The sequence below is a fragment of the Pseudanabaena sp. BC1403 genome (assembly GCF_002914585.1).
Lineage (GTDB): Bacteria > Cyanobacteriota > Cyanobacteriia > Pseudanabaenales > Pseudanabaenaceae > Pseudanabaena.
The window spans coordinates 1-11,930 of sequence record NZ_PDDM01000006.1 but is presented as its reverse complement, the minus strand read 5'-3'; the positions used below and the strand labels follow the sequence as shown (position 1 = coordinate 11,930).

Annotated in this window: 13 protein-coding genes; 6 read left to right on the top strand and 7 right to left on the bottom strand. The window is 41.7% G+C overall.

Annotated elements, in window-relative coordinates; genetic code table 11:
* Window positions 1-31 precede the first annotated feature (31 nt).
* The 3 genes from CQ839_RS07335 to CQ839_RS07325 form a co-directional block, all read right to left on the bottom strand.
* Window positions 32-1,471, bottom strand: a complete 1,440-nt coding sequence (locus CQ839_RS07335) for a serine/threonine-protein kinase (protein ID WP_103667630.1) — start codon at window positions 1,469-1,471, stop codon at window positions 32-34.
* Window positions 1,472-2,294: 823 nt separating this feature from the next.
* A complete protein-coding gene (locus CQ839_RS07330; RefSeq protein ID WP_103667629.1) occupies window positions 2,295-2,735 on the bottom strand; it encodes an Rrf2 family transcriptional regulator in 441 nt (146 codons plus the stop codon).
* Window positions 2,736-2,928: 193 nt separating this feature from the next.
* The gene (locus tag CQ839_RS07325) at window positions 2,929-3,324 is read right to left on the bottom strand and encodes a hypothetical protein (RefSeq protein WP_103667628.1); all 396 of its coding nucleotides are present in this window, start codon (window positions 3,322-3,324) and stop codon (window positions 2,929-2,931) included.
* A 77-nt stretch (window positions 3,325-3,401) separates the two neighbouring features.
* On the opposite strand from CQ839_RS07325, the gene xseA reads away from it, so the two are divergent.
* Together xseA and xseB are read left to right on the top strand one after the other, a co-directional pair.
* On the top strand, window positions 3,402-4,616 hold the full coding sequence (gene xseA, locus CQ839_RS07320; RefSeq protein WP_103667627.1) for an exodeoxyribonuclease VII large subunit: 1,215 nt from the start codon (window positions 3,402-3,404) through the stop codon (window positions 4,614-4,616).
* A complete protein-coding gene (gene xseB / locus CQ839_RS07315) occupies window positions 4,600-4,827 on the top strand; it encodes an exodeoxyribonuclease VII small subunit (RefSeq protein ID WP_103667626.1) in 228 nt (75 codons plus the stop codon). Before xseA ends, xseB begins: the two co-directional genes overlap by 17 nt.
* Before the next feature lie 127 nt (window positions 4,828-4,954).
* Here xseB and CQ839_RS07310 read toward each other — a convergent pair whose 3' ends face one another.
* A complete protein-coding gene (locus CQ839_RS07310; protein WP_103667625.1) occupies window positions 4,955-5,275 on the bottom strand; it encodes a hypothetical protein in 321 nt (106 codons plus the stop codon).
* 83 nt (window positions 5,276-5,358) lie between these two features.
* On the opposite strand from CQ839_RS07310, the gene CQ839_RS07305 reads away from it, so the two are divergent.
* From CQ839_RS07305 to CQ839_RS07290, 4 genes are all read left to right on the top strand, one after another.
* Entirely contained in the window at window positions 5,359-5,508 is a 150-nt protein-coding gene (locus CQ839_RS07305; RefSeq protein WP_103667624.1) for a DUF2256 domain-containing protein, read from the top strand.
* 96 nt (window positions 5,509-5,604) lie between these two features.
* Window positions 5,605-7,422 carry a S8 family peptidase gene (locus CQ839_RS07300; protein ID WP_103667623.1) on the top strand — a complete coding sequence of 606 codons (1,818 nt, stop codon included), beginning with the start codon at window positions 5,605-5,607 and terminating at the stop codon, window positions 7,420-7,422.
* Between the two features lie 94 nt (window positions 7,423-7,516).
* Window positions 7,517-7,744: a hypothetical protein gene (locus tag CQ839_RS07295; RefSeq protein WP_103667622.1), complete on the top strand. Its 228-nt coding sequence runs from the start codon at window positions 7,517-7,519 to the stop codon at window positions 7,742-7,744.
* Window positions 7,745-7,798: 54 nt separating this feature from the next.
* Entirely contained in the window at window positions 7,799-8,314 is a 516-nt protein-coding gene (locus CQ839_RS07290) for a hypothetical protein (protein ID WP_103667621.1), read from the top strand.
* 114 nt (window positions 8,315-8,428) lie between these two features.
* Here CQ839_RS07290 and mtnA read toward each other — a convergent pair whose 3' ends face one another.
* The 3 genes from mtnA to CQ839_RS07275 all read right to left on the bottom strand — a co-directional run bounded on the left by mtnA (window position 8,429) and on the right by CQ839_RS07275 (window position 11,712).
* Complete coding sequence (gene mtnA / locus CQ839_RS07285; RefSeq protein ID WP_103667620.1) at window positions 8,429-9,517, bottom strand: S-methyl-5-thioribose-1-phosphate isomerase; 1,089 nt, start codon at window positions 9,515-9,517, stop codon at window positions 8,429-8,431.
* A gap of 269 nt (window positions 9,518-9,786) precedes the next feature.
* Window positions 9,787-10,179, bottom strand: a complete 393-nt coding sequence (locus CQ839_RS07280; protein WP_103667773.1) for a hypothetical protein — start codon at window positions 10,177-10,179, stop codon at window positions 9,787-9,789.
* Window positions 10,180-10,302: 123 nt separating this feature from the next.
* Window positions 10,303-11,712 (bottom strand): adenylate/guanylate cyclase domain-containing protein, encoded by a 1,410-nt coding sequence (locus CQ839_RS07275; RefSeq protein ID WP_103667619.1) that lies wholly within the window; start codon window positions 11,710-11,712, stop codon window positions 10,303-10,305.
* Window positions 11,713-11,930: the final 218 nt, after the last annotated feature.

Here is an 11,930-nt window from a genome sequence, read left to right as displayed (position 1 = left end):
TTTGATTTGAAGTTTTAGGCTTGTAGAAATTTTACTGAGCAACACGCGGTGCTGGTGGCAGGGGTGGAGATTCCTTTTCAGTAGGAGGCGTATATGCTTCATCAGGAGGCGTATATGTTTCAGCAGGCGTGTTACGAGGGGGATCTACATTCGGCGAGGGAGATGTGACAGATTGAGATGATGGCGCAACAATAGTAGGAGTGGCTAGCTTTTGTTTCGCTTCTTCTGCAATTTCCTTGCCACGCAACTGCCAATAAGGAGTCGGCGAAAGACCTTTGACAATATCGATCGCGATTTGCCATTTTTCATCTTTTGTCGCTCTCTCCGCTTTTTTGATAAGATCACTGTTCTTCTTGATATCTTGCTCCCATTGAGCCAAGAGTTGGTCAGCTTTTGAGCGCATACGACTGTCAAGAGGAATCGCTTGTAACATCGTTTTTGATTCTATCAAACCACCTGTATTTTCATATTTTTCTTTGGCTAAAGAGATTAATTTGTCTACGTCATCATCTGCCTTTCTCTCCTCATCAGTAAGCGCGATCTCACTAGTAAGCGCGATCTCTTTTTCTGTTAATTGATTTGCGGCATTGGCAAGTTCTAAATTTTTATTCGCAATATCCACAGATTTGGATCGTGCATAAAAGTATGCTCCAAATGTACTACTAACAATAACTCCAATACCTAACATTATGGTAAGTAATTTTCGCATTATGTCTTTGGTAGTCGCTTGGGATTGATTTTTAGAAGTATTTGCTTTTCTGTAAATTTGGGTGCTGGAAAAATTTACCTTAAGTTTTTTTGTTCTATGACTATAATTTGATTCTGAATTTAATTGTTCTGAATTCAATGGTTCTGAAGAAGGTGATTCAGGAGACAACGGCAATGGCGACGAAAATTGTCTCGATGAGATGACTTTAAGGAGGGTAGGCGAAAATAACAGTGTGCCATAATCGTTAGTTAGTGAACTGATCGTAGGTTCGGAAGGATTAATAATTGGTTGTAGAGATTTCAGCATTTGTCCTGCATTGACATAGCGCAGGTCAGGCTCATCCAAAAGAGCAATATTTAGAATTTGTGTAAACTTATCACTTACATTGCAAAGCTGTTGCCAATTCCATGTACCGTTTTGTACTTTTAGCGCTTGAGGGGGGAAGCCTGTTAGTAACACTATGATTACTACACCGATCGCATAAATATCGGCTGTGGGTGTAGCTTGTTGCGTTTGCAAAACTTCTGGGGCTAAATAAATTGGATTATTTGTTCCATTAGCACCTAGCAGTATAATCTCCATACTGCTGTAATCATATGCAACTGTATCTAGAGAGATGGAGCCATGTGATTGTTGGCAATCATGCAATTTGCTTAAATGAGGAAGTATTTGCCGCAAGATATCCTTTGCTTCCGCTTCAGAAATTCCTTGCCCCGAAACGGGGGCAAGTAATGTTCGATAAGTTGAATACTGCGGTTGCATAACTTCATCAACTCCAATATTTAGACCTGTTGGGATATTAGCTCAAAAAGTCTTGAAATCTTCTTGCAATAAATGTTTTATAGGGTTTTCGGAAAGCCCCATTAAAGTGCATTCTAGGCAAGCTTTCTAGTGATTTTATCCATTATATCGTAGCAGGTATAGTAATCATGTTATAGCGATCGCTAACCATATTAGGTGCATAAAACCCTAAAAAGCTAATAGCAGAGCTTAGCGCCGCTATTAGCTTTTTAGGGTTTTATATTGGCGATAGTTAATCCCAAAATATCTAAATAATTATGACTGTGAACGGATATTTCTCTTTTATAGCAATGTAATACCAAAACACAAAGTGGCTACGCCACTTTGTGTTTTTAAAACCCTTACAGGGTTTGCTTTTTAATTCACAAAAGTGTGGCAACACTTCTGTGAATTGGTATAAGAGATAGCTAGGACATAAAGCTTACATTGCTATATCTACATTTAGGTAGTTTGGCTCTTTTTATTCTTAGCTTTTTCTGTTTATCGCCTAATATCAATTTTCAAGACAAACCATTGCCGATCGCAAAAAATGCTAACTAAAAATATGGATGGTTGTAGTAGTTGGATTTAATTAATTACAAACCCAAATTTGTAGGGTTGTGCCCCCACTCGGGGGCACAACCCTACAAATTTGGGTGATTTATTTTATACAAGTACTTAAGTCTATTAGATTTAATACCAAAACATAAAGTGGCGCAGCCACTTTGTGTTTTTAAAACCCTTATAGGGTTTGGTTTTTAACTCACAGAAGTGTTGTCACACTTTTGTGAATTGGTATAATGGACTAGATGTAATACATAGTTGTGGAGATTTGGCGTTGACGTTGCCGATCGCATAAATCCTTCAGCGTACAGCCATCCAACACATTAGAAGCTGCCTTTTGCGCTGATTCCCATACCTCATGAATTACCGAAAGAGAAGCACTTTCATTACCCGATTTACTGCTTTTTTCTGCGATCGGATCGTAACCTTCGATGCCACGAATAATTTCTAATAAACTGATTTCCCATGGATCTCGGGCTAGGATGTATCCACCCTTTGCGCCGCGCTGACTTTTGACTAAACCCTGCCGTTTTAAAGTTGCTAGCAACTGCTCTAAATAGCGATCTGGAATATTTTGTTGGTTCGCAATTTGACGAATCTGGAGAGGCTGATCGATATCAAAATGGTTAGCTAGCTCAAGCATAGCCAAGATTGCGTATTCACTCTTTAAAGAAAGTTCCACAGCAGACCGTAATTCTTGTTTAAATACATTTTTCTTAACTGAGTCCTATGATACTACGGTATGTCACTGTAAATTTAGAGCAAATATGCTCTAAGTGCTTTCTTGGGTTTTAGTTTTCTTTCTCGTGTCTATTAAGCGATCGCCAGTCATGATCAACAGGAAAAGAGTTGTTCAAAGCAACGTAAATCTTGTTTTACTGAACTACTGGTCGAATAAATCGACTATTAGCCCTCACATAACAGGCTCCTTCCGATGAATTTCCATCACGAACAGGCATCCAAGGTCTACCATTTTGATCGAGGGGATTTATTAAAACTTCATCAGATCCGCCTCTATAGATTTGTACTTCTAAAAGATCATCAGCTAAATAAGTACGATGTACGGGACTATCTAGACTGGGATCTTGACGACAATTGAGACCGTCAACTATTACCTGCCAGAGCGAACCAGTGCCATATCTAGATGATCTTTTGGCTTGTACGTTAGTTTCATTTCTGTAGTAGTTGCCTTGTCTATCTGGAATGGCAACTTGAGCTTGGACTGCGGTGGCTGGCAATAATGCCACTGGCAGGACAGCGAGCAGCAGCATAGAATGTTTCAGGGAGATAGAAAAAGTATTTAAACAAGTATTCATATTATGAGGAGATTGCGGGATGAGCAGGGTTTATGAACAGTTCTAAAGATGCGATGACTGTAGCTAATTTGACGCAAGCGATTACGCTTTTGTTGCGGGACGAAATTGGCATTGTGCGTGTAACAGGAGAAATATCAGGATTCACGACAGCTGCCTCTGGTCATCGCTATTTTACCCTCAAGGATGAGTCAGCCCAGATCGATTGTGTGATGTGGGCAAGTCGCACTTTATCATTTCGACCAAAAAGTGGAATGCAAGTTGTTATCCAAGGTCGTTTGACAGTTTATGCCCCCCGTGGCAAATATCAGATTGATTGCGATCGCATGACTGCCGCAGGGCAGGGGGATCTCTATCTTGCCTTTGCTGCACTCAAAGAAGCACTCGCTGAGCAGGGATATTTTGACCCAGACCGAAAACGTGGTATTCCTGCTTTTCCGCTCAAAATTGGGGTTGTCACTTCACCGACAGGAGCCGTGATTCAGGATATTCTCAGTACATTAAATAGGCGATCGCCCCATTGCGAGATTTATCTATGTCCCGCGACCGTTCAAGGAGAAAATGCCCCAGAAGAGATTGCGTCAGCCATTAAAGCTTTACAGAATACCGATGCCGATGTGCTAATCGTCGGTCGTGGTGGTGGCTCGATTGAGGATCTTTGGGCGTTTAATACCTTACCTGTTGCCGAAGCAATCTATAATTCGCAAATTCCGATTATTTCCGCTGTTGGACATGAAACCGACTTTACGATCGCGGATTTTGTCGCTGATTTACGCGCAGCCACACCAACGGCAGCAGCAGAACTGGTATCTCAATATGATCGCGATACCCTATGGCAACAGATTATTACTTGGGAAAATCTACTAAATCGCTCTGCCCAACTAGCAATCCAGAATTACGATCAACGACTGAATACGATTACCAATAGTTATGCTTTGCAGAATTTTAGCGATCGCCTGCATGATCGCGCCCAACAGTTAGATGAAGCAGAACGTGAAATGCAAAAGTCTCTCGTTCGTCATTTGCATCAATCCAAAACTAAACTTGACGGTATAACTGCCCATCTGCGATCGCTACATCCACTATCACCATTACAGCGTGGTTTTGCTTTGTTGCGTTCAGGCGATCGCATACTTAGCAATGATGATTCGCTCACTGAATTTGATAAAGTGGAAATCGTGCGACGCGCAGAAATAGCGCATGTCAAGATTGAGAAAGTAATCGATAAAGTATATGACCGAACCGAATAAATCACCAAAGAAACCAAAAGAACCTAAAGATCTACCCTTTGAAGCCCAAATGCAGCGCCTAGAAGAAATTGTGGAAATTCTTGACGATGGGGAAACTGCTCTAGATGAGATGCTTGCCCTCTATGATGAAGGCATGAAGCGATCGCAATATTGCCGTGAATATCTAGAAAAAGCTGAACAGAAAGTTACCCTAATTCAAAGTCAAAAGTAACTAAGAACTCAAGTTCTTGGCTAAAAGGTCAAGTCTGCTGAAGCAGACTGAAGAATAATTCCAATTAGTTAAGTGATGTTACATGGAAGCAAAGATTTGGGCTTGGAGACCAAGCCCTCTTTCACAATTACTCCTCCAAACATTCTGCGATCGCATTCAACTCTGCTATTCCTTTGACTAAACGATCGTGCAAAGCATCGTCAAGTTTGGGATTTTGGAAAGCAACCTCTTGGAACGCGGCTAGCCACTTAGCGATCGGTACATGGCTAACGGCTGTGCGTAGTCCCATATTGGTTAATATCGCAAGATGAAAGCCTGTCATATCTTGATAGGCAAAGCCATAGTAGCCATTGATGAACTCTAGTTTATCGGGTGTATATTCGTGGTACTGATCGAGGGTGATTGGAGTGCGATCAGGCTGGGGTTGGGGGAAGGGTGTTCGGGTCATGGTTTCTGGCTATCCTCGGCTATAAAATCACCAAAATCACCTTTTAGTATAATGACTTTTCAAACATAAACTTTTTCAAAAATATGGCTCATAAAGGGAATAAATCTTTTTTACCTAGCAAAGATTGTGTAGTATGCGGCAAGCCATTTACATGGCGCAAAAAATGGGAAAGGTGTTGGGATGAGGTTAAATATTGTAGCGATCGCTGTCGCAAACAAAATGGGAATAGTTAAAATAATAATTTAAACATTTAGGACAGGTGGCGCAAAGCGCCGCCTATCCTGATCTTTGCAAAGCTATTGAGGACTGGAGATCAATGTCTTAGGGTTATGAAAAAATTTCTGCTCTCATGCTTGTTTTTTGTGGGTTTATTTTGGGCGCTCTCAACCTATCAAGGGTTGGCAGTCCAAGGTAAATATGACTCAATGGTATTGAACTTTCGTGATAACTTATCCCCCGCTCAAGTCGAGCGCGAACTAAAGGCGATCGCTGCAAAATATGGAATTGAGCCAAAATTTAATAGCCCCTTTTCTAAATCCGAAAACCTGTATGTGGTCAAAGGCGATGCTCAAGTCCTCGAAAAGCTCAAACAGTCAGAAGAACTTCGCAACTTGACCGAATATGTCGAAGCCAATTATGTCTATTCGATGGAATTTATCGGTGACTCCACTCCCAATGATCCGATGTATAAGGAGCAGTGGAATTTAAAAGCGATCGAAGTGGAAAAGGCTTGGCAAAAAACTAAAGGTAAGGGAATCACAGTTGCTGTCATCGATACGGGCGTAAGCAAAGTTGAAGACCTCAAAAACACTAATTTTGTCAAAGGATACGACTTTGTTAATGATCGCGAAGATGCGAGTGATGACAATGGGCATGGAACTCACGTCGCTGGTACGATCGCCCAATCGACGAATAATAATTTTGGGGTAGCTGGCATTGCCTACGAAGCGAACATCATGCCGCTCAAAGTGCTGTCAGGTTCAGGTGGTGGCACAGTTTCCGATATTGCCGAAGCGATTATCTTTGCAGCTGACAATGGCGCAAATGTGATCAATATGAGCCTTGGTGGTGGCGGCGAAAGCAAACTTATGCAAGATGCGATCGACTATGCCTATAAAAAAGGTGTGGTAATCGTGGCAGCGGCGGGTAATTCCAATCGTAATGCAGCTTTTTATCCAGCCCGCTATCCCAAAGTAATCGCTGTATCAGCTACAGGTTCGACAGGCGAAAAAGCCCCTTATTCTAATTACGGCGCTGGTATCGATGTGGCGGCTCCAGGTGGTGCGATCACAAGGGGTAAAAACGGCGAGAAAGGTGATGATTCGGGTGGTATTTTGCAAAACACAATTGATCCGAAAACGAAGCAATCCGTATTTAGTTCTTTCCAAGGAACAAGTATGGCATCTCCTCACGTTGCGGGTGTCGTCGCTTTGATCGAAGCTTCGGGCGTGAAAGATCCTGAGAAAGTGTTTCAAATCCTCAAACAGTCTTCGCGCAAAGTTACCGATGATACGCTTAACTATTATGGTGCTGGACATTTGAATGCGGCGGCAGCAGTAAATCTTGCGTCACAGGGGCAATTGGGAATTCCCGATTTCTTGCGCTGGGCGCGGGACAATGGATACTTGAGTCCCAGATTTTGGGTTGATGGCGGTGCGATCGCACTTATTCCCAAACTAATTATGATGATTGGTTCCTATCTATTGGCATGGCTACTTAATCGCTGGTTCCCATTCCGTTGGAATTGGTCATTTACTAATGGCGTTTTCTTTGGCGGTGCAGGTTTATTCTTTTTACGAGGTTTCTATCTATTTGATATTACCCAACTTCCCTTTCGTATTGCGGGGAGTTCTCTCCCTGAATTAGGCAATGCTTTTTCTAATACAAATGCACTGAATCCAATTACCGCAAGTGTGCTTGTACCGCTTGGTTTATTGCTGGTTCTGTTAGGACATCCACAATGGAAATGGTTTGCGATTGGTTCAGCGATCGGCACTTCCGCTTGCTTAGCAACTAGTGCGGTACTTGCTCCACAAATGATGTGGATTGGCAGTGGAATGCCTGCGATCGCATTTCTCAGCGTTAACTCGCTACTTTGTTTTGGTTTTGCCTATCTATCGATTAAATCAGAAACTTCTAGCATATAGAGTAAGGCGCTCAACCATAACCCAAAAAGGAAAGGCGGCGCTTCGCGCCGCCTTTCCTTTTTGGGTTATGATTGTTTGAAAACTACTACAGTATATGAATATCCAAATTGTCGGAACCGTAGAATATATCGATATTGGTACAGGGGCTTGGGCGATTGTTACCGATACTGACGAGCAATATGAGATTTGGCAACCTGCACCTGAAGAGATTATGCAAGAGGGATTGAAAGTTACGGTTAATGCCAAAGTCCGAGATGATATTTTCACAATGGCAGTGATCGGTGATGTTATAGAAATTGAAGATTTTCAAAGATTAGGATAGACAGTGCGTAGAATCATTTATTCTAATTTTGCAAGTAGTTTATGCGAGGTTACAATGTCAAATAGCAACAGGTATCAGAATCTACATCCGCATAACTTGAATTTTGCAATCTTGGGCGCGATCGCTTCACTTGCCATGACGCTCTCTGCGGTTGGTGTTTGGGAGACGTTACAACCAGTCCAAGCTTTTGAAAATACAAGTGTCATCACAAAACAAAAACAGGCTGACGTAAAGGTTGTTAAAATTGCAGGAACCTATAAAACTGTTTTTACGCCTGAGTTTTTAGCCAATGCAAAAAAACAAGGCTTGGCATCAATTTCAGGTGTATGGACGATCAAACCCAATGGCTCATTTGAAGCTGTTATCGACGCTACTTCTACTAGTGGCAAAAAACAGACCATCAGGACAACAGGAAAAGTTTCGATCAAGAATGGAAAAGTCTTGTCTCAAGTTGAAACCCTAAATGGGAAAAAACCTGCTCAACTTCCTCCTACTCAGTCCTACACATTATTAGCAGATGGAAAAACTCTACAAGCTGACGAGCAACCTGTGAAACTCGTAAAGCAATAAATTTTAAAAATTTATTGCTTTACGAGTTTCACCATAATAAATCCTTGGGAAGCGTTGCAAAGCAACACTTCCCAAGGATTTATTTGTTTGTGTTTGAGCGCAAAGCGCTGTAATTTATGGAATCAGATCGAGAAACATACCTGCGATCGCAGTTTCAGCAGCGTCGCAAATACCGCGTTCGGTAATTAAACCTGTAACTAGTCTGGCAGGAGTAATATCAAATCCATAATTTAAAGCCGTAGTTTCCAAAGGAGCGACCCGCACCTTCCCAATATTGCCATCATCTTGTAGCCCTTGCATATAGAGCACCTCATCCTCACTGCGAGTCTCGATCGCAATCTCTTTGACTCCATCAGCGATTTGCATATCAAAAGTGGAACTTGGCAAGGCTACATAAAAAGGAACATTATTGTCAAATGCTGCGAGAGCTTTGAGATATGTACCAATCTTATTGGCAACATCACCGCTACGGGTGGTGCGATCGGTTCCCACAATGCAAAGATCAACTTTGCCATATTGCATTAACAATCCGCCCGTATTGTCAGCAATCAGCGTATGCGGGATTTTCGATTGTCCAAGTTCCCATGCTGTCAAATTTGCGCCTTGATTGCGTGGACGGGTTTCATCAACCCATACATGAATATTCAGCCCGCGATCGCTAGCTTCATAAATTGGCGCTAAGGCGCTGCCGCGATCGACAATCGCTAACCATCCCGCATTGCAATGGGTAAGAATATTTACAGGTTCGCCCTTGGGCTTAGTCTTGGCGATCGCCTCAATTAGTTCACAGCCAAATTTGCCAATATTGCGTGTGCCAATTACATCTTCATCGGCAATAGCGATCGCTTCTTTAAGAGCAATTTCTACCAAATCCTGATTTGCGGATGCTTTTTCTAATACCGCAATCATGCGATCGACTGCCCACATCAGATTTACGGCGGTTGGACGAGCACGACGGATCACGGCTGAGAGAGCCTTAATCTTGTCGCGATCGCCGTTACTTTCTCTAGCGGCTAAATACACCCCAAAAGCGGCGACATTCCCAATTACGCCAGCACCGCGCACAGTCATATCCTGAATCGCAAGGGTAGCATCGGCACTAGTTTTCAGGGTCTTAGTTACTGAACGAAATGGAAGTTGAGTCTGGTCAATCACTACCAGATCACCAGCTTCTAACCAAAATGCTTTATAGGTAGAATTCATAATTTCGCCTCGGATATCCTCGGACAATAGCGCTATCTTTCCTCAATCATGCTCTAAGTCTATCTCTAGAGCAAATTTATTCTGTTACAAAAACGATTAAACCCCAAGGGCGAGGCGTAAATGCGAAGCAGTGTCTCGCCTTTAAGTGCCTTGGCATAATTAAAAAAAACAGAGCCAAAATTTGTACTGCCCGTTGTACAGGTGAGACAGATTCTGGCTTTTTATATTTAATTGTGCCTAACTAATTAAATAACATATTAAATAACATATTAAATTACTTGAAACCTTGGATTGTTTTTTAGAAAATTCGTATCAAAACATTGTGCCCATTTTAAAAATTTATCATCAATAATTTCGGTTTGCGGCCCGATCAGTAATGCTAAATAATTTCCATGTTGTTTGACTACAATTGCAGTGTATTCCTTTCCATGAATTACTGCATGGGTAAAATTTTCCACAGGTAAAGAAGCTGCTAACAATGACTTTAGTCCTAGCGCTTGGAAAATTGGTTGTACCCAAATGAGGCTTTGACTACCATCTACAAGCGTGTAATATTCCTTAGGAAGCCCGCTTAAGTCAAAAGTTGCCGCTCCTAATGTATAAGTTTCAAATTTAGTTTCTTCTAAGGTTGTCATAGTTATTGAGGCGAGTGATTCGCTCATTTCATTTGATTGATGAATATTGAGCAATAATAAAGACTTCTTGTTTAATTGGTTTTATATGAATTATGCAAGAACTAGTTTTTTGTGACAGGGTAAAGCCGCACTACAAAAAACTAGTTCTTGCTAGCCCCCTATCTTATTAATTAAAAAGTATGTTTGCATTTCTCCCTTACCTTTAATCATAATCTTTCCACGATCTGTAAAGTTATATTTGTTTTTTAAAATTGTGTAGGTCGAGTCAGAGACTTGAATATGGTCAGGCATTCCATGAGACTCCATCCTGCTCGCGACATTAACGGCATCTCCCCACAGATCATAGATAAATTTCTTGATTCCGATTACCCCAGCCACAACTGGCCCAGTATTTATGCCAACGCGAATTTTGAAAGGCTCACCGAGATCACTCGCAAATTTACCAATCACATCTTGCATATTCAAAGCCATATCGGCGATCGCCTCTGCATGATCGGGACGATACATGGGTAGTCCTCCCACCACCATATAGGCATCACCAATGGTTTTAATTTTTTCTAGGCCATATTTTTCAGCTAAACCATCAAATTCAGAAAAAATTTCATTCAGCAAGCAAACCAATTTAACTGGTGGAACCTTTGCCGAGAGCTCTGTAAAACTAACAATATCCGCAAATAAAACTGTAGCTTCGCTAAAGCCATCAGCAATAATCTTTTCTCCTAGCTTTAGACGATCAGCGATCGCATAGGGCAGAATATTTAACAGCAGATTTTCAGAAGTATCCTTTTCCTGCTGAATCAGGGCTTCAGCGCGTTTGCGTTCTGATATCTCTTTGATAATCCGTACATACATCTGACTAAAAGCTGTCATGACATCGCCCACTTCATCGGTTCGCGATGTCACCATTGAATGAAATTGCAAATTCATTTGATCTTGACTGATCGAGTCGGCAACCAGTTCTAAATCTTCGCGCAATTTCAAGATGGGTAAAATCACGATCGCCCCCAAAATCACCAAAGTACTTGCCGTTACAAAGAGGGAAATAATGGCAACTAAACCAATAATCCGCCATACATAATTAACTAGTTCTTGCTGAATAAACTCGACATTGTGGCGAATTATTAATATGTATTCACTGCCAAGCTGTTTGCCATTCCATGCGACATCGTAGCGATTGCCATTGGCACTGCGAAACCGAGCGATTGGCTGATCGCGCACATCGGTAGAGGTTAGGGTTGGGACTTCGCCCATTTGAGTAAGGCGTTGACCTTTGGCATTTTCTACTGCCCATCCTGTGACATTCGTTTCTCGCTTGATTGATTTTGCTAAATCTGCGAATTCAGCCTCTGTTTGCATAGATTTAGAGGTTTGCAAAAAAAATCTCGCTTGAATAGCTGAGACATTTTCTACTTGATCGATCAATTCTTGTTCACGCCGAAAATACGACGGAACCAGAAGAATCGCCTCGATAACAACAATGCTGACAAAGATCCAAAAGGCAATTCGTCGCGATAGTTTTGCTTTTGCTAAGCTCAGCAGCGCTTGCGATCGCTCTTCCATGAGTTCTCCATGCTACTGACTTTATTCAACTGTAGCAACGCTACCATAGCAACCGTCATAGTGCTTAAGTAAACAAAATAGTCATTCGCGATCCTTTTGTTTTCAGGTAAGAGTCCAATCTTCAGTTAGTAAGGAATGAAAAATAAATAACTTGTGCAAATTAGGATAAGCTCAGACAAAGAGAAAAAAGGAATAATTTTGGGTTATTACAGCGAAGA

Excerpts from the sequence above, each read along its gene's own strand:
- CQ839_RS07335 (WP_103667630.1), bottom strand. The coding sequence starts at position 1,471 with ATGCAACCGCAGTATTCAACTTATCGAACATTACTTGCCCCCGTTTCG.
- CQ839_RS07325 (WP_103667628.1), bottom strand. The coding sequence starts at position 3,324 with ATGCTGCTGCTCGCTGTCCTGCCAGTGGCATTATTGCCAGCCACCGCA.
- xseA (WP_103667627.1), top strand. The coding sequence starts at position 3,402 with ATGAACAGTTCTAAAGATGCGATGACTGTAGCTAATTTGACGCAAGCG.
- xseB (WP_103667626.1), top strand. The coding sequence starts at position 4,600 with ATGACCGAACCGAATAAATCACCAAAGAAACCAAAAGAACCTAAAGAT.
- CQ839_RS07310 (WP_103667625.1), bottom strand. The coding sequence starts at position 5,275 with ATGACCCGAACACCCTTCCCCCAACCCCAGCCTGATCGCACTCCAATC.
- CQ839_RS07305 (WP_103667624.1), top strand. The coding sequence starts at position 5,359 with ATGGCTCATAAAGGGAATAAATCTTTTTTACCTAGCAAAGATTGTGTA.
- CQ839_RS07300 (WP_103667623.1), top strand. The coding sequence starts at position 5,605 with ATGAAAAAATTTCTGCTCTCATGCTTGTTTTTTGTGGGTTTATTTTGG.
- CQ839_RS07295 (WP_103667622.1), top strand. The coding sequence starts at position 7,517 with ATGAATATCCAAATTGTCGGAACCGTAGAATATATCGATATTGGTACA.
- CQ839_RS07290 (WP_103667621.1), top strand. The coding sequence starts at position 7,799 with ATGTCAAATAGCAACAGGTATCAGAATCTACATCCGCATAACTTGAAT.
- mtnA (WP_103667620.1), bottom strand. The coding sequence starts at position 9,517 with ATGAATTCTACCTATAAAGCATTTTGGTTAGAAGCTGGTGATCTGGTA.
- CQ839_RS07280 (WP_103667773.1), bottom strand. The coding sequence starts at position 10,179 with ATGAGCGAATCACTCGCCTCAATAACTATGACAACCTTAGAAGAAACT.
- CQ839_RS07275 (WP_103667619.1), bottom strand. The coding sequence starts at position 11,712 with ATGGAAGAGCGATCGCAAGCGCTGCTGAGCTTAGCAAAAGCAAAACTA.